At 69.5% G+C, this 26,974-nt stretch carries 13 protein-coding genes; 7 read left to right on the plus strand and 6 right to left on the minus strand.

The annotated features are described in order from the left end of the window. The first annotated feature begins 413 nt into the window (after positions 1–413). Positions 414–3,692 carry a GH92 family glycosyl hydrolase gene (locus ACSHXN_RS09290; RefSeq protein ID WP_438302921.1) on the plus strand — a complete coding sequence of 1,093 codons (3,279 nt, stop codon included), beginning with the start codon at positions 414–416 and terminating at the stop codon, positions 3,690–3,692. 263 nt (positions 3,693–3,955) lie between these two features. On the opposite strand, the gene ACSHXN_RS09295 is transcribed toward ACSHXN_RS09290, so the two are convergent. After that, positions 3,956–5,461, minus strand: a complete 1,506-nt coding sequence (locus ACSHXN_RS09295; protein ID WP_438302922.1) for an alkaline phosphatase family protein — start codon at positions 5,459–5,461, stop codon at positions 3,956–3,958. 426 nt (positions 5,462–5,887) lie between these two features. Between ACSHXN_RS09295 and ACSHXN_RS09300 the strand changes: the two genes are divergently transcribed. The 4 genes from ACSHXN_RS09300 to ACSHXN_RS09315 all read left to right on the plus strand — a co-directional run bounded on the left by ACSHXN_RS09300 (position 5,888) and on the right by ACSHXN_RS09315 (position 15,430). Then, complete coding sequence (locus ACSHXN_RS09300; RefSeq protein WP_438302923.1) at positions 5,888–6,856, plus strand: winged helix-turn-helix transcriptional regulator; 969 nt, start codon at positions 5,888–5,890, stop codon at positions 6,854–6,856. A 582-nt stretch (positions 6,857–7,438) separates the two neighbouring features. Continuing rightward, on the plus strand, positions 7,439–11,143 hold the full coding sequence (locus tag ACSHXN_RS09305) for a S8 family serine peptidase (RefSeq protein WP_438302924.1): 3,705 nt from the start codon (positions 7,439–7,441) through the stop codon (positions 11,141–11,143). Between the two features lie 203 nt (positions 11,144–11,346). After that, positions 11,347–12,486 carry a winged helix DNA-binding domain-containing protein gene (locus ACSHXN_RS09310; RefSeq protein ID WP_438302925.1) on the plus strand — a complete coding sequence of 380 codons (1,140 nt, stop codon included), beginning with the start codon at positions 11,347–11,349 and terminating at the stop codon, positions 12,484–12,486. A 520-nt stretch (positions 12,487–13,006) separates the two neighbouring features. Continuing rightward, positions 13,007–15,430 (plus strand): endonuclease/exonuclease/phosphatase family protein, encoded by a 2,424-nt coding sequence (locus ACSHXN_RS09315; protein WP_383355310.1) that lies wholly within the window; start codon positions 13,007–13,009, stop codon positions 15,428–15,430. 269 nt (positions 15,431–15,699) lie between these two features. Here the strand turns inward: ACSHXN_RS09315 and ACSHXN_RS09320 are convergent, their stop codons facing one another. The 4 genes from ACSHXN_RS09320 to ACSHXN_RS09335 form a co-directional block, all read right to left on the minus strand. Then, positions 15,700–21,237: a GH92 family glycosyl hydrolase gene (locus ACSHXN_RS09320; protein ID WP_438302926.1), complete on the minus strand. Its 5,538-nt coding sequence runs from the start codon at positions 21,235–21,237 to the stop codon at positions 15,700–15,702. A gap of 815 nt (positions 21,238–22,052) precedes the next feature. Then, positions 22,053–22,427 carry a peptidoglycan-binding domain-containing protein gene (locus ACSHXN_RS09325; protein WP_356109442.1) on the minus strand — a complete coding sequence of 125 codons (375 nt, stop codon included), beginning with the start codon at positions 22,425–22,427 and terminating at the stop codon, positions 22,053–22,055. Positions 22,428–22,606: 179 nt separating this feature from the next. After that, positions 22,607–23,038: a peptidoglycan-binding domain-containing protein gene (locus tag ACSHXN_RS09330; protein WP_355128423.1), complete on the minus strand. Its 432-nt coding sequence runs from the start codon at positions 23,036–23,038 to the stop codon at positions 22,607–22,609. Positions 23,039–23,523: 485 nt separating this feature from the next. Next, the gene (locus ACSHXN_RS09335) at positions 23,524–23,886 is read right to left on the minus strand and encodes a peptidoglycan-binding domain-containing protein (RefSeq protein ID WP_438302927.1); all 363 of its coding nucleotides are present in this window, start codon (positions 23,884–23,886) and stop codon (positions 23,524–23,526) included. 341 nt (positions 23,887–24,227) lie between these two features. Between ACSHXN_RS09335 and ACSHXN_RS09340 the strand changes: the two genes are divergently transcribed. Both ACSHXN_RS09340 and ACSHXN_RS09345 read left to right on the plus strand, forming a co-directional pair. Next, positions 24,228–24,941 (plus strand): peptidoglycan-binding protein, encoded by a 714-nt coding sequence (locus tag ACSHXN_RS09340; RefSeq protein ID WP_355128419.1) that lies wholly within the window; start codon positions 24,228–24,230, stop codon positions 24,939–24,941. Continuing rightward, the gene (locus ACSHXN_RS09345) at positions 24,938–25,798 is read left to right on the plus strand and encodes a helix-turn-helix domain-containing protein (protein ID WP_355128417.1); all 861 of its coding nucleotides are present in this window, start codon (positions 24,938–24,940) and stop codon (positions 25,796–25,798) included. The genes ACSHXN_RS09340 and ACSHXN_RS09345 overlap by 4 nt, the downstream gene beginning before the upstream one ends. 345 nt (positions 25,799–26,143) lie before the next feature. On the opposite strand, the gene ACSHXN_RS09350 is transcribed toward ACSHXN_RS09345, so the two are convergent. Continuing rightward, complete coding sequence (locus ACSHXN_RS09350; RefSeq protein WP_438302928.1) at positions 26,144–26,953, minus strand: DUF427 domain-containing protein; 810 nt, start codon at positions 26,951–26,953, stop codon at positions 26,144–26,146. Between the last annotated feature and the right edge of the window lie 21 nt (positions 26,954–26,974).

Consider the following 26,974-nt stretch of genomic DNA (forward strand, 5'->3'; position numbering starts at 1 on the left):
CGGCGAACTCACCCAGCCTCCCTCCCCCATGAGGGCGACCTGCCGCAAGTCGCGACGACCGCCCCCGCGCCCCCGCCCGGCGGCCCTCCCCCGGCTCCACCCGCGACGTTCTTCGAAGGCGGCACACCGGTCCCCACCAGCGCCGATGCGATCTTCGACAACGGCAGGGCTGAACACCGGATTTCGGCACCCTTGACACCGCCCGAATACGGGGGGAGCATCCTCGCGTTCATTGACAACGTTGTCGGCAGCAGTACGGAACGGAGAGCGGACGCGCGTGCTCCTGGCGCGTCCTGACCCTCCATCAGATATGAAGGGCAGAAGCGGTGTCAGGCTCATTGGTTCGTCAGACTCATGTGGAGGGCCGGGCTCGTCATAGACGACGAGCCCTCGGATCCGTCGCGGCGGCCACCATGGCGGCCCTGGCGGTGGCCTTGACCGTGACGCCCGCCTCGGCGACGCCGGGCCGGGACGAGGTCAAGGATCCCGTCTCCTACGTCAACCCCCTGATCGGCTCGTCCAACGCGGGCAACACCTATCCCGGTGCCGTTCAGCCGTTCGGCATGCTGGCCTGGAGCCCGCAGAACTCCCGCGGCAGTCAGACCTCCACACCCGCTCCGGGCGGTTACCAGTACAACGCCACGAAGATCCGGGGCTTCAGCCTCACGCATCTCAACGGCGTCGGATGCTCCGGAGCCAACGGCGACATCCCGATCATGCCGTACGTGGGCGATGTCGACTCCTCGCCCACGGCCGACACCAGCGACTCCAAGTACGCCAGCACCTTTTCCCATGCCAATGAGACCTCATCGGCCGGCTACTACAAGGTGGGCCTGGACAGCGGCGCTTCCGCCGAACTGACGGCCACCGCCCGTACCGGCTCGGGCCGGTTCGGCTTCCCGTCCGACAAGCCCGCCAGCATGCTGTTCCGCACATCCAACTCCGAGAGCGGCAGCACCGCCGCCGATGTGCAGGTGAACGCCGCTACCAGGACCGTCACCGGTTCGGTCAGCGCGGGCAACTTCTGCGGCCCGCAGAGCGCGAACAACCGCAAGGACCTCTACACGCTGTACTTCACGGCGCACTTCGACAAGCCGTTCGCCAAGGTCGGCACCTGGACCGACGGAACCGTGCAGGCGGGTTCCACCTCCGCCCAGGGCGGTACGGGCTTCAACTCGTCCGGCAACCCGGTGGCCGGCAAGGGCTCGGGCGCGTACGTCACGTTCGCGGGCGGCACCACCGAGGTCCAGGCGAAGGTGGCCATCTCCTACGTCAGCCCGCAGAACGCGGAGGCCAACCTCCGTGCCGAGAACCCGCCCGCCAAGTCCTTCGGCTCCGTCAAGTCCCAGGCCGCCGCGGCCTGGAGGCAGGAGCTGAGCAAGATCGAGGTGGGCGGCGGCAGCGACGCCCAGCGCTCCACCTTCTACACCGCGCTCTACCACTCGATGCTGGAGCCGACCCTGACCAGCGACGTCGACGGCCGCTACCTGGGCGCCGACCGCGAGCCGCACAAGCTGGCCAAGGGCCAGAAGGCGCAGTACGGCACGTTCTCCGGCTGGGACCAGTACCGCGCCCAGGTGCAGCTGATGACTCTGCTGAACCCGAAGGCCGGCAGCGACTACGCACAGTCCCTGTTCAACTACGCGAACCAGCGTGACGGCGAGTGGGACCGCTGGCTCCTTGAGAACGGCAAGACGAGCGTCATGTCCGGCGACCCGTCGGACGCCGCACTCGCCGGGATCTACGCCTTCGGCGGTCACGACTTCGACGTCAAGGGCGCCTTGAAGTCACTGGTGACCGCGGCGACCGTGCCGACGGCGAACGACTCCGACAGTGCGGGCTGCAACGTCGAGTGTGTGGGCCAGCGGCCGGCCCTGGACAAGTACCTGGACCTTGGTTACGTCCCGGCCGACGGCTGCCACTGCTGGGGCGGCGCCGCCGAGACGCTGGAGGACGCGGCGGCCGACTTCGGCATCTCCTCGCTGGCCGGCCAGATCGGCGACCACGCCAACGAGAAGACGTTCCTCGCCCGCTCCGGCAACTGGACCAACGTCTTCGACCCGAACGCCACACCGCAGGGCGGCTACATCCGCGACCGCAAGTCCGACGGCACCTGGGCGGGCACGTTCACCCCGGGCACCGGCAGCGGATTCGTCGAGGGAACCAGCGCCCGCTACACCTGGATGGTGTACTCCGACGTGGCCGGACTCGCCAGTGCCATGGGCGGCGACGACGCGGCCGTGACCCGGCTCGACTCCTTCTTCCGCACCCCCGACGGCGCCTTCGACTTCTCGGCCAAGGACGGCACGCGCTACGACCCGACCAACGAGCCCGACATCAACGCGCCGTACCTGTACAACTACCTCGGCGCGCCGTACAAGACGCAGGAGACGGTCCGCGCGGAGATGGACCAGCTGTGGACCGACACCCCCGGCGGTATCCCCGGTAACGACGACGCCGGGACGATGTCGTCCTGGTACGTCTTCTCGGCGCTCGGCATGTACCCGCAGGTGCCCAGCCGTGCGGACATGGTGCTCTCGGCACCGCTGTTCCCGCACGCCGTGATCCACACCGGGAACCACAGGACCATCACGGTCAACGCGCCCGCCGCGTCGGCGGACAACATCTACATCCAGAGCCTGAAGACCAACGGCAAGAAGTCCGACAAGCCGTGGGTCCCCGCCTCCTTCGTCACCCACGGCGGCACCCTGGACTACACGCTCGGCTCCAAGCCCAACACCTCGTGGGGCAGTGCCAAGGCCGATGTTCCGCCGTCCTTCCCGGGCGGCGGAGTGAAGTTCTTCACCGGTGTCACCCCGGCGAAGCTCAAGGCCGAGCCCGGCGGTGAGGCCGTCGAGACGACCGTCAAGGTGCAGGCGCTCCAGGACCAGGAGACCAAGGTCCACTGGACGGCCGCCCCTCCTGCCGGCATCACGGTGACACCGTCCCAGGGTGACTTCACGGTGCCGGGCGGTGGCTCCGCCGACGCGAAGATCTCCGTCTCCGCGGCGGCCGGGACCGAGCAGGGCTTCTACACCATCCCGGTGACGCTGACGTCGTCGTCCGGTACGGCGCTGCCGAAGACGTCCGCCTCGGTGACCGTCGCCAAGAAGAACAGCATGCTGTGGAACGTCAACAGCAACGGCATCTCGGCGGACGACGCCAACCCGCAGGCCAACTTCGACGGTGAGGGCTGGAGTTACTCCGCCGCTGCGCTCGCCGCCGCCGGGGTGAAGCCGGGAAGCACGGTCTCCTCCAACGGGTTCGACTTCACCTGGCCCTCGGCGGCCGCCGGTGAACCCGACAACATCGAGGTCGTCGGGGGCGGTCAGGTGCTCGCCGTACCGGCGGCCGACGGCGCCACGAAGCTGAGTCTGCTGGGCAGTGCGGCGGAAGGTGCGGCGAGCGGCACGGCGACGCTCACGTACACCGACGGCACCACCCAGCAGGCCGAGATCGGCTTCAGCGACTGGACGCTCGGCGGCGGTTCGCAGACGCCGTCGTTCGGCAACACGATCGCCATCCACACCACGTACCGTGACGTGCAGGGCGGCGGCAAGGACCCGGTGGGTACGGAGGTCTTCACCACCGCGCCCATCGCGCTGCAGGCGGGCAAGCAGCTCGCGAGTGTGACCCTGCCCGCCACGACGAACGGGGGCATCATCCACATCTTCGCGGCGGCGACCGCCTGACGACGGATCCGGCCGGTTGCGGCCATGGCGAGGCCTGTTCAGCCCTGTGAGGGGCTGAACAGGCCTTCGTCGTCCCGCCCACCACGGCCACAGGACACCTGAGTCCGAGAGGAGGCGCGTCAGGGCCATCGGTTGTGCCGCTGACATGGGACGACGCCGAGGACTGCCGGTCCGGCGGCCCGCCGGATCACCTTCGGCGCCATCACCTCGGTCGCGCTGCGGCACGAATCCCGAACGGCCGCCGGTCTCGCCCCGGTGGCGTGTCAGGTCCGGGGCCGGTGGCCGCGCTCCTGGCGAGGCGGGGTCTGCTGCGCCGGCACGCTGGGCAGGGGCAGATTCGCCGCCTCGTACTGGGCGAGGTTGTACCGGGCGCCGGTCTGCGGCAGTTCGGGCGCGTGACGGCGCGGTGCGTTCATCCGCAGCGCGGAGGTCAGGTCACCCGTGACGCGGCGGCGCCACTCGCTGATGTTCGGCTCGGCGACCCCGGTCAGCCGCTCGAGGAACTGGAGGACGGAGGTGTGGTCGAAGGTCTCCGAGGCCACCCATCCGCCCACGGTCCAGGGCGAGATGATGATGCAGGGCACCCGGAAACCGAGCCCCACCGGGAGGTTTCCGCCGGGGACACCGGTCGGCGAGGTCCTGCTGACGAACTCGCCCGCGGTACCGGCCGGCGGGGTCGGCGGCACCACGTGGTCGAACAGTCCGTCGTTCTCGTCGTAGTTGAGGATGAAGACGGTCTTGGCCCAGGTCTCCGGGTTGGCGGCGATCGCATCGATCTTGCCGGCCAGCCAGTTGGCGCCCGCCGCGGGCGTACGGGCCGGGTGCTCGTCGTACAGCGACGGCGGCAGCAGCCAGCGCACCTTGGGCAGCGTGCCGTTCATCGCGTCGTACTCGAACTGGCCGAAGGCGCTCTCGGCGATCGCCTTGTCGTAGAGCGGGTCGCCGGCCTTCGCCGCCTGGTACTGCTTCATGTTGGCGATCGGCGCCAGACCCGTGGGGCCGCCGCCCGGGCCCTTGGCGGGCTCGTGGTAGATCCTCCAGCTCACCCCGGCCGCCTCCAGGCGCTCCGGGTAGGTGGTCCACGAGTACGTACCCTTGGGCGCGTTGTTGTCCAGCGCGGGCCCGCCGGCCAGACCGTCGGGGTCGACGGTGCCGGTCATGTGCATGTACCGGTTCGGGTGCGTCGGGCCCATCACCGAGCAGTGGTACGCGTCGCAGAGGGTGAACGCGTCGGCCAGCGCGTAGTGGAACGGGATGTCGTCACGGGTCAGGTAGCCCATGGTGTACGGGCCCTTGGCGTTGCCGTCCGCGTCGCGGTGGGCCGGCAGCCAGTTGTCCATCCGCCCGCCGTTCCAGGCGTTGTGCTGGGCCTGCCAGGCGTGGCTCAGCGACGGCACGGCCATCGCGGCAGTGGTCCTGGAGTCCATGTGGTAGGGCAACAGGTAGCCGTCCGGGTTCAGGGGGTCGGGCTGGTAGTGGACCGGCCGCCCGTTGGGCAGCCGGACAGCGTGCGGGTCCTCGAAACCGCGGACGCCGGACAGGGTGCCGAAGTAGTGGTCGAAGCTGCGGTTCTCCTGCATCAGGATCACCACGTGCTCGATGTCGGACAGTCGCCCGCCGGACGTGGGCTCGGCGGCCGCCGCCCTGCTGAGGTTGGGCGGCAGAATCGACGCGGCAGCGGCCATGCCGCCGACTGCCGCCGCTGCGCCGAGCAGTCGTCTCCGGGTGGGGCCTTCCTGCTGGGTGTCGTCGTGCGAGACGTCGGACATCCGTGTTCCTTTCGCGAGCACGCCTGCCGGGGCGTACGGGAAGGGGCACAGAAAGGCTGGTCACCATCGGGCACGCGGCAGTGACGAATACGTGGCCAGTACAAGAAGAAGTCCGAGGGCGGCGCCGCCCAAGTGAGCGCGAGGCGAACTGCGGCCCTCGGCACGGCATCGACCTTCACCGATTTCCATCCAACTGTCATCGGAACAGCATGAGTTGGGTGATGCGGCACATGGCCGACCGGATGGACACCGCGCACGGACCCGGCACGGCGCCCCACCGGCCGGCGCAGCAGCGGCGCGAGAGCGACCGAGGTGCGTCGAATCCGGCACACGAGCGGTCGGTCTCTTGTCTGATAGCGTCGGACGGCGCTTCGCGCCATTGCCGGGCCGGCCTCCCGCCGGGCGGTGACGACACAAGGAGGCGCGGTGCTCGGTGCCCTCGGGATCAGCGAGTTCGATGAGCGGGTGTACCGCGCGCTTCTGGCGAAACCCGACCGGACGGCGCGGGAGATCGCCGAGGACCTTGACGCCACCCCCAGCCGGATACGGCACGCGGTGGCCCGGTTGCTGGACATGGGTGTGCTGCGCACGGAAGGACACGGCCAGTACCGACCGGTCAGCCCGCGGACCGCACTGAGCGCACTGCTCGCCAAGTACAGAGCCGATTCCGAGGCGGCGTTCGCCGCGGTGGCGGATGTGGTCGACGACCTGGCGAGCGAATACCGTGCCAGCCGGCTGCAGGAGCATCCGAACGAGCTGGTGGAGGTGATCACCGGTGAGACGGCGATCGGCCTGCGCGTCGCCGAGCTCACCCAATCGATCCGCAGCCACTTCTGGGTGTTGGACCGGCCACCGTATCTGGGCCCGTACAGCACCGAGTTGGAGGAGGCGTTCACCAAGGAGCTGCTCGACCGCGGCGTCGACATACGGTCGGTGTACAGCCCGGAGGCGCTGGAGAACCATGGCCGATTCGAACTGATCACCCGCCTCGCCCAACTCGGCGAGCAGGCCCGGCTCCTGCCGACCGTGCCGTTCAGGCTGCGGATCATGGACCGTCGTGTCGCGCTGGTCGCACTGATCGGAGGGCGGTACGACAGAATCGCCGTCGTCCATCAGTCGGGTCTGCTCGACGCGCTCCTCGAGCTGTTCGACGTCTACTGGCAACGGGCGCAACCCATCGTCTCGACCGCTCCGGAGACCCCCGACCAGCCGAGCACGGACGATCTCCTGCTGCTGAGAATGCTGCAGGCCGGCTACAAGGACCAGGCGATCGCCCGGCAACTGGGCACGAGCGCACGCACCGTGACCCGCCGGATCGCCGCGATCGCCGCCCGCCTCGGCCTGGAGACCCGCTTCCAGATGGGCGCCGAAGCAGCCAAGCGGGGCTGGATCTGAGCTCGGCGAGCGACCGGGTGCCACCACCTGCTGCGATGCGCGCCGAGTGGGCGCCGCGCCATCCGCCTCGCAGCGGTACGGCGGCACGGACCTGATCTCTCTCGCATCGGCTTCGGCGCACGCGTCGAGGAACTCGCGGTTCAACGGGCCGGAACGCGGATCAAGGTCATGCGGGGCGGTGTCCTCGCCGACCAGGCGGACGGCAGGACGTCGGACCGACGGAACACGGCGGCGGGTGCGGGCCGTTGCGGGGCACGAGGCCCTGTTCTCGAGTCGAGCCACCTGTCCGGGGGTCCGAACGGGCCTGCTCCCGGGGGCGATCAGACCCGCCTGCCGTTGGCGCGATTCGCCAGCTGGCGGTATCGGACACGAATCTGATCTATACATCCGCCGTTCACGAGCCTTAACTCTGATCGTCCACGCCGAGTTGCCGCGATCCGCACCCCCACCATCGGCCCGCAGCGTCGGCCGTTCCCCCCTCCCCCGCCGATCCGTCACTTCAGCCATGAATCGCTTGCGGGCCGAGACGGCCCTACGGAACAGTCAGGGAATCCCTTGAGATCATCACCGAGACGCTGGAGCGTGTTCGCCGTCGCCGGCGCCGCCCTCCTGTCATTGGCCCAGCCCGCCGCCGGGTCCGCCGCCCACGCCGCCGCCGACTCGGCCGCGCCGGCCGCGCAGCGCAACGTACCCCCGGGCGTCCACACGGTCACCCTGATCACGGGTGATGTCGTGGTCACACGGCAGTCCGGTACCGCCGGCGGAACCGTCGATGTGCGTGGTGCGGCCGGGGCGCCGGCCCAGGCGCGCATCATGGAGTCGAACGGCGACCTGTACGTGTATCCCGAGTCCGTTCTCCCCTACGTGGCGGCGGGCGTGCTGGACAAGCGCCTGTTCGACATCAGCCGGCTCGTCGCGGACGGCTACGACGACGCACATCGCGACCGGCTGCCGCTGATCGTCTCCTACGACGGCAAGGCAGCATCGGGGCTGCGTTCCACGGCCCCCGAGGGCGCCACCCGTGTCAGGTCCCTCGGCAGTGTCCAGGGTGCCGCCATGTCCGAGGACCGGGACCGGTCGGCGGACTTCTGGCGTTCCGTCACCTCCGCGCCGCCGTCGGCCAAGAGGACCACCGCAGCCGCAGCCACGTCCGGCAGGCCGGCCTTCGGTGGAGGTATCGCCCACATCTGGCTCGACGGAGTCGTGAAGGCGGATCTCTCCGAGTCCACCTCCCAGATCGGCGCACCGCAGGCGTGGGAGGCCGGCGACACCGGGAAGGGCGTGGACGTCGCCGTCCTGGACACCGGCGTCGACGCCGAGCACCCCGACCTGGCAGGCCGGATAGCGGCCGCGCAGAGCTTCGTTCCGGACGAGGACGTGACGGACCGCCATGGTCACGGAACTCATGTCGCGTCCACCATCGCCGGCACGGGGGCCGCGTCGGACGGCAAGGAGAAGGGCGTTGCGCCCGGTGCGGACCTGCACATCGGCAAGGTGCTCTCCGACGACGGCTCCGGCCAGGACTCCTGGGTGCTGGCCGGCATGGAGTGGGCCGCGGTGGACCAGCACGCGGACATCGTCAACATGAGCCTGGGCTCAACCGGCCCGTCCGACGGCACGGATCCCCTCAGTACGGCGGTCGACCGCCTGAGCGCCCAGACCGGGACCCTGTTCGTGGTCGCCGCGGGCAACGCGGGCTCGGACTACAGCGTCGGCTCCCCCGGCGCGGCCGACGCAGCCCTGACCGTGGGGGCCGTGGACTCCTCGGACGACGTCGCCTGGTTCTCCAGCCAGGGTCCCCGCGTCGGCGACGGCGGGCTCAAGCCGGAGATCACCGCCCCCGGTGTCGACGTGCTTGCGGCACGGTCCCAATACGCGCCGACCGGCGAGGGCAACTACCTGACGCTCAGCGGGACCTCCCAGGCCACGCCGCACGTCGCGGGCGCCGCGGCGCTGCTCGCGGCGGCGCATCCCGGTCTGACCGGCTCCCAGTTGAAGGACCTCCTGGTGAGCAGCTCGAAGCGGACGCCGGCGTACGACGCCTTCCAGGCGGGCAGCGGCCGGGTGGACGTCCCGTCGGCGCTGAGCGCCGACGTGTTCGCCTCGGCGACCGCCTTCGCCGGCCAGGCGGCGACGGGCGCGTCCGACGCCGTGAAGCGTCCGGTCACATACACCAACATGGGTGGCTCGCCGGTCACCCTCGACCTGTCCGTGCAGGCCCCGAACGCCCCTGCGGGAATGTTCCGGTTGTCCGCCTCCCAGGTCGTCGTTCCGGCCCACGGTACCGCCGAGGTCACGGCTGTCATCGACGGCTCCAAGGCAACGGCGAACGGTCGCTGGACCGGCCAGATCGTCGCGGCCGACACCGCGGGGAAGGCCGTCACCCACACGGCCGTGTCGTTGGGCGACATCGCCCACAAGCTGACCCTCGTCCTCAAGGACGCACACGGCAACCCGATGTCCGGTGTCGTCGAGTTGCTGCGGTCCGGTCACTTCGAGCCCGAGTTCTGGCTCGTCGACGAGACCGGCACGGCGCAGATGTTCCTCCCCAACGACGTCTACTCCGTGCTGGAGTTCAAGGACGTACAGGGTGTCCACGGCCCGCACTCGATGGGGATGGCGCTGCTCGGTGACCCCGAGGTCGTGATGGACCACGACACCACGGTCACCTTGGACGCCTCGAAGATCGAGCGGGTGGAGATGACCACACCGCAGCGGACCGAGACGACCTACCAGCGCCTCGAGTACAACCGCTCGATGGGCGGTGGCACCTGGCGTGACTACATGGAGACCCAGACCAGCTACGACAGCCTGTGGGCCCAGCCCGTCACGCACAAGGTGACCCACGGCGACTTCTACCTCGGTGCCCGCTGGCGCAAGGAGCAGCCGGCGCTCGCCATCGCCACCAGGACCACCGAGTTCACCGACGCCCTCCGGCAGCAGGACGTCACCGCGCTGGCCCAGGGGCACTACAAGCTCCCGCTCGTGGCCGCCGGCGACGGAACGAGCGCGGACTACGCCGGCCTGGACGCGCGGGGCAAGGCGGTGGTCGTCCGGCGCAACGACACGATCGGCGACGCCGACCAGGCCGCCGCGGCGACAGCGGCGGGCGCCAAACTCCTGCTGGTCGTGAACAACGAACCCGGTCGCCGGGTCCGCAGCTACAGCAGCGAACCGTGGAACGGGACCCTCGCCGGGATCGACGTCGCGTTGCTGAGCACGGACGAGGGCGAGAAGCTCCTCGCCCAGGCCGCCGCTCCCAAGGCGGTGCTCTCGGTGGACTCGCAGCCGGTCAGCCCCTACGTCTACGACCTGATGTGGACGTGGCACAACCAGATCCCGGACCACTTGGTCGTCCAGGGCGGCCCGAAGAACCTCGCGCGGGTGAACGTCGACTTCGACAGCCCCGACAGCACCCGGCGCGGTGGTGAGTTCCGCTTCGACTGGCCGGTCTACTCGGACTGGGGCATCGGCACGATGATGAGTGAGCCGGTGAACTCGCAGCGGGTCGACTGGGTCTCCACCGGGCCCGGGTACTCCTGGGGCCAGGAGGCGTACGTCGAAGGTCTGCTCTACGAGATCGAGCCGCGTACCACCTACCGGGCGGGCAGCACGCAGTCCCAGCACTGGTTCAAGCCCATCGAGCGCCCGTACCTGAACAACAACTACAAGCCGCCGACCCGCACGGGAAGCAGGCTGACCTTGGACGTCCCCGGCTGGGGCGGCTCGGACCACGTCGGCATGTCGATGGACTACGAGCGCATGCCGCACACGCTCACGCTCTACCAGGGTGACACCAAGCTGGCCCAGAACTCCGGAAACACCATGGTGCAGGCCGACGCACCCGGCGCCGGCAAGCTGCCGTACCGTCTCGTCCTGGACACCAGCCGGGACGGCTCGGTGAGCCCGTACTCCTCCACCACGCACACCGAGTGGGACTTCGCCTCCCGGGCTCCGGCGGGAGACGAGCAGTCGGTCCTGCCGCTCCTGCAGATCGACTACGGCGTCGACACCAACGCGGCGGGCCAGGCCCCGAGGAACGCGACGCTGGCGGCGTCCGTCGCCCACCTCGCCCACGCCACGGGCGCCGGCACCCTGTCGAAGCTCACTCTGGAGGTGTCCTACGACGACGGACGCACCTGGCGCACGATCACGGGCGGAAAGGACGGCCGGTTCGGACTGTCCGCCCCGAAGCAGGCCCGGTTCGTCTCGCTGCGGGCTCACGCCCATGACAGTGCCGGCAACGCGGTCGCACAGACCGTGATCCGGGCCTTCGGTCTCCGCTGATCCTGCGGGGCACACCGCTCTGTGACGGTGTGCCCCGCCGGAACCGGCCTGCGCTGCGGCCGTCGAGCAGCGGCTCGCGACCCTCTGGAGGCCATGCCCGGGAAGCAGCCCCGCCTCACCTCGAGAACGGGCAGGTGCCGTCAACTCAGCTGACTGTCCCGCCGATTGCTCCATGCCGGCGCTCAGGGTGGCATGATCCGGCCATGAGCCTCACCGTGCGGCAGCTCACCCTGGCCACCTTGGACCGCCAGCTCCTGCTCGAGCGCTGCCGTCTCGATGTGGCGGAGGCCGTTCGCCGGGTCTGCGCTCTGCAGGCACAGACACCGGCGTCGCCGTACCTGGCGCTGTGGAACCGTGTGCAGGACTTCGCGCCCGAGGATCTCGACGCGGCGTTCACGCACGGTCGGATCGTGAAGGCGACCCTCATGCGGATCACGCTGCACGTCGTCCACGCCGAGGACTACGAGCCCTACCGCGCCGCCATGCTGAGCACTCTGCGGGCGGCGCGGCTGTACGACCGCCGCTTCGCCGCAACAGGGCTGACCGCCCACGACGCCGACGCACTGCTGCCGGAGCTCGCAGGCTTCCTGGAGCGGCCCCGCACCGGCGCCCAGGTGGAGGACGGGGTCATGGGGAGGCACGGCGAGCACGCACACCGCGTGTGGTGGGCGTTGCGCACGTTCGCGCCGTTGCATCACGCACCGACCGGCGGCCCGTGGTCGTTCACACAGCCGAACACCTACCGCGTCTCATCGGCGGCCCCCGCGGCCGCGCCACAGGAGGCCGACGCCGGGGTCCAGCGCCTGCTGCTCGCCTACCTGCGCGCGTTCGGGCCCGCGTCGGCCCAGGACTTCGCCCGGTTCACCCTGCTGACCCGCCCCGTGATCAGCAGAGCCCTGCACGAGCTGGGCGACCAGGTGGAACGAGTGCCGGGTCCGGGCCGCGCCGCCCTGTTCGACCTGGCCGACGCCACCGTGCCCGCTGATGACACCCCGGCGCCACCGAGGTTGCTGCCGATGTGGGACAGCACGCTGCTGGCTCACGCCGTCCCCGGGCGGGTCATGCCCCCGGAGTACCGTCCCCTGGTCGTCCGGCGCAACGGCGACGTGCTGCCCTGCCTGCTCGTCGACGGGCAGGTCGTCGGAGTGTGGCGCGCAGCCGACGGCGGAGTGGAACTGACCGCCTTCCGCAAGCTCGGCAAGGCCGCGTGGCAAGGTCTGACCGAGGAGGCGGAGAGGCTGTCGCTGTTGCTCGCCGGCCGCGAGCCGTCCGTCTACCAGCGCTATGGACACTGGTGGGACAAGGGGTTCCCCGATGTGGAGCGGACGATCGTCAAGGGCTGACCGGCCCGGCGGGCACGGGTTGTTCGGTGGCGCCGAGGGCGGCGGGACGGCCGGTCCGACCGTCCCGGGCGAGGCCACCCTCTGTTGTGCGGTGCTGCTGTGGACGCCGAAGGGGTCGGCACCGATCGGGAGTCCGGCTTCGGGTGAGGACGCTCCTCGGCCGATGTGCCGTGGTACCGCGGAGAGTTGGGCAAGAGGGCCGTCCGCCGGTCGCGGTCGGCGCGCATGTCGCCGGGTATGGCGCCCCGATGTCGGGGCAGGCCCGCCCCCGGCGGCACCCACCGTCGACCGCACCTCACCGGGCGACATCAGGAATCCGGCGAGGCGGCAAGGCTTCACCGGAGCATCGGGGGTCCGCACTGTCGGCGAACGGTCGGGAAACGTTTGCCGCACGCCAGGCCGGGCGCCTTGTACGACATGGATCTACGCGCGTATCTTCACGCCGGATCAAGAAAAAACGCACACCCCCCACATCTCAGCCGCGCCATCGACGTCCACTCCAGTCAGAAAGAGACACCACGTGTCCTCACGTATACCCCCGGCCCTGCGCGGCCGAGGTGCCAAGGCCCTCCTCGTGGCGCTTCCCGTCGGTCTCACCGGATCGCTCATCGCGCTTCCCTTCACCGCACAGGCAGCACCTTCGTCGAACGCCGCCATCTCCGAGGTGTACGGCGGCGGCGGCAACTCCGGCGCCTCCTATACCAATGACTTCATCGAGTTGGGCAACGCGGCCACCGCGCCCTTCGACCTGAGCGGTTGGTCCGTGCAGTACCTGCCCGGCTCGCCGTCCGCCACCAGCAAGTGGCAGGTCACCCCGCTCGACGGCGCGATTCCCGCGGCCGGCACCTACCTGGTCCAGGAGGCCAAGGGCTCGGCAGGCGACACTCCCCTGCCTTCACCCGACGCCACGGGCACCATCTCCATGTCGGCAACCAGCGGCACCGTGGCACTGGTTCACTCGACGACCGCCCTCACCTGCCTGACCGCCGCCGACTGCGCGGCGGACGGCACCATCAAGGACCTCGTCGGTTTCGGTACCGCCGTGGTCCGGGAGGGCTCCCCCGCCACCGGGGCCGGCAACACCACCTCCGTCTCACGCAACGCCACGTACACCGACACCGACGACAACTCGGTGGACCTGACCGGTTCCGCTCCGAACCCCCGCAGCAGCACGGGTGGTGGCGCCGGCGACCCCTCGCCCACCCCTACACCGTCGACCACCCCCACCCCGGGCGACCTCCGCATCCACGACATCCAGGGCACCAGCCGGATCTCCCCGCAGAACGGCAGGACCGTCACCAACGTGCCCGGCGTGGTGACCGGTGTGCGGAGCACCGGCTCGAAGGGCTACTGGATCCAGGACCCCGAGCCCGACGGGAACGCGGCCACCAGCGAGGGCATCTTCGTCTACACGGGCTCCGCCACTCCCCTGGTCAAGATCGGCGACTCGGTACTCGTCTCGGGCAAGGTGAGCGAGTACTACCCCGGTGGCAAGAGCAGCGGCACGCAGTCCGTCACCGAACTGACCGGACCGACGACCGACACTCTCTCCTCCGGCAACGCCCTGCCGGATGCCCAGGTCATCGACTCGGCCACCCTGCCCGACGCCTATGCGCCGCAGGCGCAGGGCGCCAGCATCGAGTCCCTGGAGCTGAATCCCGGCACCTACGCGCTGGACTGGCTGGAAGCCCACGAAGGCATGCGTGTGCAGATCGGCGACTCCCGTGTGGTGGGCGCGACCAACGCCTACGACGAGACGTGGATCACCACCAAGCCCGACCAGAACCCCACTCCCCGGGGCGGCACCGTCGTCAACGGCTACGACGACCCCAACTCCGGGCGTCTGCTGGTCACCTCGCTGACCGGTGACCAGCTCAAGGCCGATGTGGGCGACACGCTGTCCGGCACCACCGTGGGCCCCGTGGACTACGCCGACTTCGGCGGCTACAACATCCAGGCCACCGCTCTCGGAACGGTCGCGCCGGGCGGTCTGAAGCCGGACGTGGCGAAGAAGGGCAAGTCCAACGAGCTCTCCGTGGCCACGTACAACGTCGAGAACCTCGACCCGACCGACCCGCAGAGCAAGTTCGACCGGCTGGCCGAGGGGATCGTCACGAACCTGGCGGCCCCGGACATCGTGAGCCTGGAGGAGATCCAGGACAACAACGGCCCCAAGGACGACGGAACGGTCGCTGCCGACAAGACCGTCACCCAGTTCATCGACGCCATCAAGGCGGCCGGCGGCCCGTCCTACGACTGGCGCGCCATCGATCCGGTGAACGACTCGGACGGCGGCGAGCCGGGTGGCAACATCCGCAACGTCTTCCTCTTCAACCCGAAGCGTGTCACCTTCGTGGACCGGCCGGGCGGTGACTCCACCACGTCCGTCGCGGCGGTCGCCGACGGCAAGAAGGGTGTGCGGCTCTCGGTGTCCCCGGGCCGGATCGACCCCTCCTCGGACGCCTGGACGAGCAGCCGCAAGCCGTTGGTCGGTGAGTTCCGGTTCCGCGGCAAGCAGGTCTTCGTCGTCGGCAACCACTTCAACTCCAAGGGCGGTGACCAGCCGGTGCACGGCGCCTTCCAGCCGCCGACGCTCGGCTCCGAGACGCAGCGCCTGGCCCAGGCGAAGGAGGTCAACACCTTCGTCTCCGGCGTCCTGGCCAAGGACCGCAAGGCCCAGGTCGTCGTCCTCGGTGACCTGAACGACTATCAGTTCTCGAAGCCGCTGGCCGCCCTGACCTCGGGCGGTGTCCTCACGGACCTCATCAACACCCTGCCGGTGAACGAGCGGTACAGCTACGTGTACGACGGCAACTCCCAGACGCTGGACCACATCCTGGTCTCACCGGCCATCAAGAAGTTCCAGTACCAGGTCGTCCACATCAACGCCGAGTTCTCCGACCAGACAAGCGACCACGACCCGCAGGTGGTCCGCTTCAAGTAGACGGTTGCCCTACGGGCCGACCGCCGTCCCGATACTCGTGTGGCGTGCACGCAACCGCGTGCACGCCACACCTCGCTTCGGGGCTCACCTTCATGGACGGTCCCGACGCGGATCCGGACCCCCGAAACGAAGAGATCAGTGCCCGGCACCGCCGGCTGCTTCGCCGGAATCGGAGCAACGTGCCGACCGGGTCGCCCCCATCACGAGGCCGCCGGTGGGCGGAGCCGTGTTCACGGCTCCGCCCACCGGCGGCTTTGAACTGCCTCGGCTCAGTTCCGGCTGACCGTGAAGGGCACCCGGACGCGGTTCACCGATTCGGCCCCGGCCAGCTTGATGCTGGTCGGACCCGGCTTCGCCGCCCCCGGCACACTGATGGTCGCGCCCGAGACGACGCCGTCACCGTTCGCGTGCACCGTGACGGATGCGAGGCCGTCACCGAAGGTGATCCGCACGGCTTCGTTCGGTGCGAACCCGGAACCATTGACGGTGATCGCGGTTGCGCGCGGCCCCGAAGTCGCCGACAGCAACACCTCCGGTCGGTATGCGGGTGCCGCCGACTCCTCGGTCACCTTGACCGTCGCCGTCGCCGGTGTCCGCGAGGACTTGCCGGCGGCGGTGACGGAGTACCGACCGGGCTGCGCCTCGTCGGACGCCGAGATCGACGCGTGTACCGCCCCCGTCGTGGAGGCCGCGACCGTCAGGGTGCGCGCCGGGCTGGTGCCCAGCTTGACGGTCACCTGCTCGCCGGCGGCGAACCCGCTGCCGTTGACGGTGATCCGGTCACCGGCGGCACTGCCGGACACCGACGCCGAGATCGACGGCTGCACCGTCGCCTTGCCCACGGTCACGGTGAACGTCTCGGTGCTGCTGGACAGGCTGTCCCAGCTGGTGACGTGCACCGTGTACGTGCCCTCCTGCACGTATGTGTGCTGTCCGCTGATCGCGCCGGACGAGTCGACCGTCGCGTCGGCCGGAACCGTGCCGTCACCCCACTGGACGCGGGCCTGGTAGCCCGTCGAGTCGGTGACGCCACCGGTCACCGAACCGAGGTCCGCCGAGAACACCTTCCCCGGCGTGGCCGTCTGGTCCTTGGGGGCGGTGGTCGTGAGCGCAACGTCCGGCGTGCCGTCGTGGGCGACGGCGAACACGTGGATCCTGCCCGCCGAGCCCGGGTCGCCGGTCTGCGTCGGCAGGGTCACCGAGACCAGCGTCTTGCCCTCGGGGATCTGGTACGGCTCGGTGGCGAACAGGAACGGCTGTGCGCCGTCCCGGCTGGTGCCGAGCAGTCGGTACGCGGCCTTGGCGACGACGATGTTGCCGTAGGACGGTGTGCCGTCGGGGTTGCCGCCCAGCGTCCAGTCGCTCATCCGGATCGGGATGTCGGCGGTGCTGCCGTCGCTGAACGTCGCCGTACCGGTGGTGCTCTGGTTGCCCTGCGTTCCGGCGCCGATGAACGAGATGCTCTTCACGTCGTCCGGCAGGTCGAGCGCGATCCTGCTGCCGTTGCCGGTGGCGTTGTCCGGCTGACCCGCCGAAGCCACGGGCAGCGTGAAGTGCAGCGCCGTTCCGGGTACCTCGTGGTCCTTGCCCTGGGTCACACCGGCCGCCGCAAGAGCGGAACGTGAGTACGCCCACGACTTGCTGTCGCAGTTCGCCGCGACGACACCCTCGTCCCCGATGCACACGGAGTCGAATGCCGCGGTCAGGCCGTCACTCGGCGCGTAGGCCACGTCCACTCCGACCGTCGCCGCACTCTGCACGTTGCCGTCGGTCACCGTGACCTTGGCCTGGTGGTAACCGGGCTCGGCGTAGGTGTGCGAGCCGCTGACGCTGTACACGCCCCGCGAGCTCAGGGCCGTGGTGCCCGTGGTGACCGGCGAGCCGTCACCCCAGTCCACCGTGGCCTGGTAGCCGCTCGCAGTGCCACCGGTCACGGTGGCCAGCGGTGCGGAGACCGCCACACCGGACGTCGCGTGCAACTCGCTGCTCGCGGCGGTGACCGTGAGGTCTCCGCCACCGATCTGGACGTCGCCGCCCGCGAGCAACTCGACCTCGGCGAGGTTCGTCTGCGCGGCACCGACCGTCTTGGTCACGACCAGACGGAACCGCGCGAACTTACCCGGATCGTCCATCTTGAACGGCCGGCTCTGGTTGCGCGACGGGAAGACCTCGCCCTTGCGGGAGTCGACGGTGGTCCAGGTGATCCCGTCGTTGGAGCCCTGCAGCTTCCAGTCCGCCGGGTCGCCCGCACTCGCCCCGGAGGTGAGGGTGTAGTACGTCGGCAGCTGCTTGCCGCCGCGGAAGGCCCAGTTGATCTGCGGCGTGCCGGTGGTGAAGGTCATCTGCGTGGTCGACGAGTCGTCGAACAGCTTCGACGCGTCCTGCCCGTCACTCGCGGTCGCGGTACCGAGACCGGGGCCCGTGGTGTCCTGCAGAGGCTTGGGCACGTCGTTGCCCTTGGTCAGGGACGGCGGCGCGTCGTTCTTGCCGGTGCCCCAGGACGACGGGTGCGAGCCCATCTGGAAGTCGATCCGGCCGCCGTGGGCGAACACGGACGAGTCGATGGACACCGCGTGCTGCGTCTTCCCGTTGACCTTCACGCCCTGCACGTAGACGTTCTTCGTGCTGTTGTCGGGCGCGTTGACGACGATGTCGCCGCTCTTCCGGTGAACCGTCATCTGGGTGAACTGCGGTGAGCCGATCGCCCAGTTGGAGGAGCCGGCCTGCAGCGGGTAGATGCCCAGCGAGCTGAGGATGTACCACGACGACATCTCGCCGTTGTCCTCGTCACCCGGGTAGCCCTGGCCGATCTCGTCGCCGACGTAGAGGCGCTGCAGGATCTCCCGCACGATCGCCTGGGTCTTCGACGGAGCCCCGGCGTAGTCGTACATGTACGGGATGTGGTGCGACGGCTGGTTGCTCATGCCGAGTTGGCCCATGCGCACCGCTTGCGCCTCGAGCATCTCGTGGATCGTGCCGCCGTAGCCACCGGGGTGGTCGGCCTTCTCCGGGGTGGAGAAGAACTGGTCGAGCTTCTGCGCCAGCCCCTTCTGCCCGCCGTACAGGTTGGCCAGGCCCTGGCCGTCCTGCTGTGCGGTGAACGCGAAGTTCCACCCGTCCGTCTCGGTGTAGGCGCCACCCCAGTCCAGCGGGTTGCCGGCAAGGAACTTGCCGTTGGCGTCGCGACCCTCGAAGAACTTCGTGTCCGTGTCGAAGAGGTTCACGTAGTTGCGGGCGCGCTCGAGGAAGTACTGCGACTCCTCCTTGAGCCGCTTGCGCTCCGACTTCGGTGTGGCCGGGTCCTTGGCCAGGGCCGCACCCATGTTCCCGATGCCGTAGTCGTTGATGAAGCCTTCCAGCGCCCACGACACCGACTCGCCGGTGGAGGTCGGCGTGTAGCCGAGGAACAGCGACTTCTCGATGCCCTTGCGGCCGACCTCGCTGCGCCCGGACGCAACGGTCGCGTCCTTGACCGCCGCGTCGTAGGCGGCGAGCGGGTCGGGCACCTTGACGCCGTTGAGATACGCCTCGGCCAGCGCGACGTTCGCGCTGGTGCCGGTCATCAGGTCGGCGTAGCCGGGTGACGACCAGCGGGCTATCCAGCCGCCGTCGCGGTACTGCTGAACGAACCCGTCAGAGATCTTGGCTGCGATGTCCGGGTACAGCAGCGAGTAGGCGGGCCACACGGTGCGGTAGGTGTCCCAGAATCCGTTGTTGACGTAGATCTGCCCGTCGACGATCTTCGCACCGGTCTGCGTGGCGGTCGACGTGCCGGTCGGCGCCGACACCGGGCTGGCGTACTGCCAGTGCGGTGCGGCGGCGGTGCCGGTGTTCTCCGACTGCGAGTTCGGGTACAGGTTCAGCCGGTAGAGGTTCGAGTACAACGTGACCTTCTGGGTCTCGTTCGCGCCCTTGACCTCGACCCGGCCGAGCCGGTCGTTCCATGCCGCCGTGGCGGCGTCGTGGATGCGGTCGAAGCTCTTGCCGGTGACCTCCAGGTCGAGGTTCCGGTGAGCCTGGTCGACCGAGATGAACGACGTCGCGATACGCATCGTCACCTGCGAGTTCGCCGAGGTGTCGAAGGTGGCGGACGTCGCGGAGGACGCCGTCGGCGCCCGGTCGAAGGTGCCGGACACGAACATCCGGCTGCGACCGGCGGACAGACCGCTGCCGTTGTCGACCCAGCCGGTGAACGTGCCGTCCGTACCGATGGTGAACGTGCCGTTGTAGAAGACGAGGCTTCCCGTGGCCTTTCCGGACGGGAAGGTGAACTGCATGATCCCACCGTGGTCGGTGGGCGACATCTGCGCGGTCAGGCCGTTCTGCGTGGTGACCCGGTAGAAGTCCGGCCGCGCGGTCTCGTCCTGGTGGCTGAAGGCCAGCGCGCGTGTGCCGGGCGCTCCGGTGAGCGAGCCGCCGTCAGGCACCGGCATGACCGACATCTGGTTGCGGTCCCCCATCCACGGGCTGGGCTCGTGCGAGATCGCGAGTCCCTGCAGCATCGGCAGATTGGCCGCGTTGTTGCCCTGCTGGTAGTCGTACTCCCAGGAGTTGGACGTGGCGTTGGTGACCGGGGTGAAGAAGTTGAAGCCGTTCGGCACAGCCGAGATCGGCAGGTTGTTGCCCCGCGAGAACGAGCCCGATGCGTTGGACCCGCGCCGGGTGTCGACGTAGTTCGTCGCGCTGGAGCCGTCGATCGGCGTAGGCGCGCCCGTCACGGCGATGTCGTCGAGCCAGCCCTGGAAACGCGTCGAGGCGGTCGCGTCGGGATCGTCGTAGGCGAGCAGGATGCGGTCGATCGTCTTGCCGTTCGCGACCGCCCCGATGTCGGACTGGACCGCGTTCCACTGGTCGGCGTAGAGCACCTTCGACGCGCCCTGCCCGGCGGCCGTCAGCGCGTAGCCGTGCTGGTCGACGGGCGAACGTCCGCTCAGGTAGCTGCCGTCGGTGAAGTGCAGGTCGACGGCGGCGTAGGTGGACGGGTATTGAGCGTCCTTGCCGGTGAACTCGGGGAAGATCTTGTACGACAGCCGGGTCTTCGGGCCGACCGGGATGTTGACGTCGAAGAGCTTGTCGGTCGCGGACGAGCGACCGTCGGTCTGGGCGCCGCCCGAGTACCGCAGCGAAGCCGTTCCGGTGAATCCGGCCCCCGACTTCATGTTGTAGCCACTGACCGGACCGGCGCCGACGACGCCGACCATCGGGGTGGCCGGCGGTATCACGTTCGAGCCGTCGCTGATGTTCCAGTCGGCGAGCTGGATGATCGAGTCACCGGAGTTCGCGGTGACGTTCAGCCGGTAGTAGCTGTAGGCGGTCGTGTTGGTGAAGCTGTAGGTGTTGGTGGCGAACCGCCCGCTGAAGCTCACCCCCGTGCGCCTGTCCAGGTCGGTCCATGTGCTGCCGTCGTCCGACCCCTGCACGGTGAAGTCCTTGGGGTCGCGGCCCGGCGCGTCGTTCGCCGAGGTCAGCGAGTACTTCACCACCGCCGCGGGCTTGGACAGCCGGTAGGCCGCCCAGCCGGTCTTGTCGAACGCCAGCCACTTGGTCGACGGATTGCCGTCCTTGAGGTTGGTGACGACTTCGCCCGGCGGGTTCTCGGCGCTCGCGGTCACCGCGCTGACCTGGTCGAGCAGGCTGCCGGGCAGTCCCGAGGGGCTCGATCCGCTCAGGTTCGTCTGGATCGGCTTGCCGTTCGCGCCGATCTCGACGGTGCTCGTCGCGGGTTGCGGGTCGGCCGACTCGAACGAGGAGCTGAAGGTGCCGGCCGCCGGCGCCGCGGCGATCGCCGCGGGTGCGAGGGTGAGCACCCCCACAGGAAGCGACAGCGCTATCGCTGCACTGACCCATCTTCGAAGGGGCAAAAGGCGGGAGAAAGATGAATATGGTATCAAGGTAGGCCTTTTGACTGATAGAGGTTGGGAGCGTCGAGCTTCAGGGGTGAAGGACCTGGCTACTGCGGTCGATCGATCGCAGTCGAGCCTGAGTGCGCCTGCAGGACGTTCGGACCGGACGTGCCGAATCCCGGCCCTGGATCGGCGCTCAAGCTGTTCCGCGCCGACGGCGGGTCAGCACGGATCGGCGCCGCAACGGGCGCCGTTGGGCAGCGAGAACCGCCGCGACCGCTGCCGCGCGTGGGGACATCGGTCTTGGACCATGCGGAAGCTCCATGAGGGGATGGCTGGCTCGCGGACGGGCACACCCAGCTGAAGATCGCGACTAGCCTGTGCGTCTCAGACAACGTTGTCAATACTGATGGCGCAACCTGTTCCGTTCGAATTCATCACCACAGTCGGCGCCGTGACGACCCGGAGCCGCTGCGGCCGATCGACGTGCTGCGTCTTTCCGGGGTGTGTCGCTGGGAATGCCCGGCCGGTCCAGGTCGACCGCCTCATGCGCGTCGGCGGCCCGCCCTGCGAGTGGCCCGGGCATCACGGTCGACCTTCGAACACGCGACGAGGACCGCGACCGTAAGGTCGAGGCCCTCGCTTCGTAGCGTGAGAGCACGTGTCCGAGCGGCGTGTTGAGCCCCGCCGAGACACTCGTGGTCGTGCGAGAACATCTCCGCCACAAGGGCACCGCGCCGTGCCCACCCGGAAGGGCCGGCTGGGCGCGGGATCACGGTTCAGTCGGTACTGGGGACGTAGAGGTAGCAGCCCGCACCGACGTAGCCCAGCATCTGATCCCCGGTCTGCGGGCCGACGACGCCGTCCACGCTCAGGTGCGGGGAATAGCCGGCGTGGTTCCACCACTGCTGGAAGCTCTTGATGCCGGAGTAGGTCTGGGGACCGAAGGCACCGTCGACGGTCACATGGGCGGGAGCGGGCGAGTTGTTGACGGCCTCTTGCACGCACCTCACTCCGTTGCTGGTGTTCGCGTAGCCGTAACCGATCCAGCCGGCGGTGGTCGACGCGTCGGCGGTGCCGACGAGTCCTGCCACGGCGCACACCAGGGCCGCTCCTGTTACGGCCGTGCGGCGAGCAGCTCGCATGATCGACATCTTCTCTCCTCTTCTCCCCTGTGCCACGGCGCACTTCGAACTCTGAATCCGCGGACGTGGCGGTTCTCGTCGGCAACCGGCGTGGGCAACAGGCCCCGCCGGGCCCGTATGACGAATGACGGTGGAGCCGGCGGGGACCGGAGACGGCCGAGTCACCGCACCGGTCCCCGGGCCCCTGCTCAGCCGGCGGCGAGGTAGCGCAGTCCGGGCCAGGACTGCGGCCCCGGCAAGCCGTCGACCGTGACGCCTCCCATGGTCTGCTGGGCCAGTGTCATCGCTGCCTGGGAATGCGCGCCGAAGATCCCGTCCACCGAGTAGCGGTAGTACCCGATCCACTTCAGCAGGCACTGCGCCTCGATGCCCGCATTCGTGACAGAGGAAGCCGACGGAACGACCGTGTTGCCGCTGTAGTAGCCGGCGTACTCATGACCTCCGGAGGCCGAGTAGTGACAGGTGTAGGTCTGCGCCGACTGGGTTCCGGCCTCCGCGGCGGGGGCCATGGCCAGCCCTCCCCCGAGCACTGCTGCCGTCACGAATGCCGCCGAGAGACGTTTGTTGATACGCATGGTGAGTTCTTCCTCCAGATGACGTGCGGCGAGTCCGAATGACACATGCCGCACTGTGTTTGCGGGACACGACCGTCCGGAAAATAGGCACGCGCGGCCAGCCGCCGGCACCTCCGGCGCATGTACCTGGCCGCGGTGGATCGTCGAAGCGGGAATGAGTTCTGCCTGCCGCACCGGGAGCGCCGTCCCTCGGCGGGGTGTCGTCGGTGCGCCCGTCGCCTCAAGAACGAGCAGGGCACTCGACTTGCACGGCCCGAGTCTCCGGGGTCACCGAGTACTGCTTCTTCCTGCCCGGGACGAAGGCTTTGCGGCACGGACGACCCGCTCGTGGGCGGCGAACTGCGCGGCCCCGTGCGGGTACCGGGCGAGGGCCGCCGATGGCCGGTGACGGGCCGAAGCATTCTCGCCACTGTCGCCGAACGCTGCGGCGGCGAATCCGGGCTTCCCCTCCTCCTGTCCACCCCGGGTGACAGGCCCACCGCGGACACCGGCGAACGCGCCGCAGCGACGGCTGCACCACGGCGGCCCCGTCAGGGAATTGGCAGGCAACGCCAGGTCATGGGGCCGACGATGCCGTCGCGCTCCGCGGATGAGAATCCGCAACGCGCCTGCACCCGCTTCACGGCAGCGGTGGTAGCCGGCCCGTAGACACCGTCGAGTGCGCTGGGACCCTCGCCGTAGTGGTCGGTGAGACACCGGATCTCCTTGACCCTGTCCCCCGTTGCACCGGGGCGCACGGTGACGTTCCAGGCCCAGGAGCAGCCGGCCGTGAGGCCGATGCAGTGGGTGGTCTCCTTGGTCCGCACCAAGCAGCGGCCGGCCGGATGCACAACAGAAGTCGTGACCTTGGGGACGACCGAGGCGTCGGCCGCCGAGGCGGACGTGGTCGACACCGCGAGGCCGCAGGCGACAGGACCAGACCCTTGCGACGGTTCATGGAAGGTGCTCCTTCCTCGTTGTGGCGAGGGCGGCGCGGGGTGGACCGCGCCGCCCGGCTTGCACACCGAGACTGCGGGGCAACCGGTGCCGGCTGCCAGGAACGACGCGGGATTGAGGGCTTCGCGGGACGTCCCGCCCGCTGACCTGCCGGGACAGTGCTCCCTTTGAAGCACGGCCGGGATGCGATGGCAGGGCGGGAAGCAGCCGGGCTGGCCGAAAGGCCGCCTACGGTGGAGTCCCCTGGACGACATGATTGTGACGACTGATCAGATCGGCAAGTGGTATGGGGTGGAACATGCCGCGTTGGAAAGAATTACCCGATTCACTTGATGAGCGGGCGCGAAACCTGGTCGTTCAGCTGCGCCGGCTGAAGGACCACAGTGGGATGAGTCTGTCGTCGCTGCAGTCGAAGACGGGCTACTCCCGCTCCTCCTGGGAGCGTTATCTCAATGGGCGGGCCCTGCCACCGCGGCAGGCGGTGGAAGAGCTGGCGCGGGTCGGCGGTGCCGATCCGACACGGCTTCTGGTGCTTCATGAGGTGGCCGAGGAGGCGTGGCGGCAGGAACCCGGCACATCGAGGAGACCGGATCCGCCCCCGTCGCGGGGTGCACGGCGCACGGCAGTGATCGGTGTCCTTGTGGCTGTGGTTCTCGGCGGGCTGATCGCCGGGCTCCTGGTCGTCGCACCCTGGAGGAACGAGGACTCGGCCCCTCCGTCCCACGCGGCCTTCGCCTACCGGGCGGGGAAGACCTATCCCTGTGAGGTCGAGCAGAAGGCGGGACGGTGGTACGCGGGCTACAGCACCACCAGCACGGCACTGCTCGCCGAGCCGGGGTGGGATGTCGTGGAGGCTCAGTGTCTGTTGCGCCGTCTGGGCTTCGACCCGGGCGTTGTGGACGGTGTCTACGGGCCGAACACCACGCGGGCGGTCAAGCGCCTGCAGGACAGGGCCGGCCTGCCTCCTGACGGCCTCGTGGGCCCGCACACCTGGCAGGTACTGCGGAAATGACGGATACGGAAGCGTCCGCGGCCGGACCCGTGTGCGGGCGGCTGGCCGGCGAACTGCGCGATCTCAGGACCCGGACGGGCTTGAGCATGGTTGCCCTGGCGGAGCGCACCGCGTACAGCAAGTCCTCCTGGGAGCGCTACCTCAACGGCAAGCAGCTCGCCCCGCGCCAAGCCGTCGAGGCGCTGTGCACTGTGGCACATGAACCCGCCGGGCGTCTGGTGGCGCTGTGGGAACTGGCCGACCTGGAGTGGAGCGGACGCGCCCACACGACGGCAGCCCCGGTGGCCCGAACGGACACAACTCCGTCGTACGACGACCGGCCGGGCGACCACGGACCCTCCACAGGCCACGCCACACCCGGCCCGGTACACGGACGGGGCGGACGGCGGCACCGGGGGATCCTCGCCGTCCTCTGCGCGGTCGGGCTCACGGCCGCGACAGGAGTGACCGCCTGGCTTCATACGGCCATCGACAACCCCACGAATACCGCGCCCTACGCTGCGCCCGCTCCCGGATGCCACGCCCGGACCTGTACAGGTCACCAGCCGACGGCGATGGGCTGCGCCATGCCCGATCAGGAAGAAGTACTCGGCGAGCAGAGACTTTCCACCGGAACACCGCTGGAAATCGTCTACAGCGAGCAGTGCCGCGCCGCGTGGGCGCTGGTGGGCACCGCGCGGATCGGAGACGTACTCACCGTGTCCACCCCGGGTGGCGCACCGGAGCACGCCACGGTCGCGGACAAGTACGACACGGAGGACCCGCTTGTCACACCCATGATCGACGGCACCGCCCGCACCGGACTCCGGGCATGCTTCGAACCGGCAGACGGGCACAGGAAGTGCTTCCACACCTGAGCGAGGTCGCGAAGCGTGATCGGGGCCGGTTCCACGGCCGTCGCGGGGCGGCGGTGACGACGCGGATCCAGCCTGCCGCCAGATCCGTCGTCACCCCGTGGCGGGTGACCGCCCCTGCCGCAGCACTGACCGGACGGCGGCGGGGCCCGTGCTGCCCACCGGTCGGCTCGGCTCTCCCCGCACGCGCCGGTGTCCCGCAGCGGATCCTCACACGCGAGACGCAGGAACGACTGCCGGCGTCGGGGCATCGCCGACCGGTACCGCGCGACCGGCGATTCGACGCCCTGCGCCGCGGCCGGGCAACCGCGGGCCCGCAGGCTCCGTCCGTCGGCGCCGACGAGCAGCTCAGGATCCCGCCCGCCGCTGCTTGTCCCACTCCGCTCGCGAAAGGGCGGTGGGCCGCGGGAGCAGGACGCCGTCCACGTACAGGTCGACGTGCTCGTTGTAGAAGGCGACCATCCCCGCGATGGCGGCGCACGACACCGTCGGGAAGTCGTACGCCCAGGCGAGATCCTCGTGGGTGGCGGCCCCGCTCACGAACGACCAGTACCCGCTGGTCCTCCCCTTGTACGGGCACCCCGTCACGCTTTCCGAGGAACGCAGCAGGGTCCAGTCGACGAAGGCGCGCTCCACGTAGTAGCGGGTCGGCAGTCCGGTTTCGAAGAGCTTCACCGAGGACGGCGCGTCCGCCAGGACGGTGCCGTCCACCTCGACGCGCACGGTGCCGGAGGAGCGCAGCGCGTCCACCCGGGTGTACGGGCTCCTCGGGTGCACGAAGACCTGCTCTTCCTCCTCGTACCACGCGTCGATCGCGTCCCACCGGAAGCGGGCGGTGCCGATGAGTGCCGTCGGGGCTCCCTCGTCCCACACCCACGCCGCGCCCTCGCGGACCTCGGAACCGACCCGCAGCGAGTGCCGCCGCGCGGGGCCGGGGCCCAGCCGCCCGGCGCGGCCGTCGTCGGTCAGGACGCCCTCGGCCAGATCCCGCAGCGGAATGCTGTACTGCGGATAGCCGGGCCACTCCCACACATACAGCGCACGGTGGGTGTCGCACACCCACCGGCCGCCGACCTGCGCCCGGATACGCCGCGGCACCGGCTCGACATGCCCGACCGGGACGATGAGACCCGGATAGTCCACGCTCTCGTCCATCATCGGCGATCACCTCGGTCCGCC

Origin of the sequence: Streptomyces sp. HUAS TT11 (assembly GCF_051553595.1) — a bacterium.
Classification (GTDB): domain Bacteria; phylum Actinomycetota; class Actinomycetes; order Streptomycetales; family Streptomycetaceae; genus Streptomyces.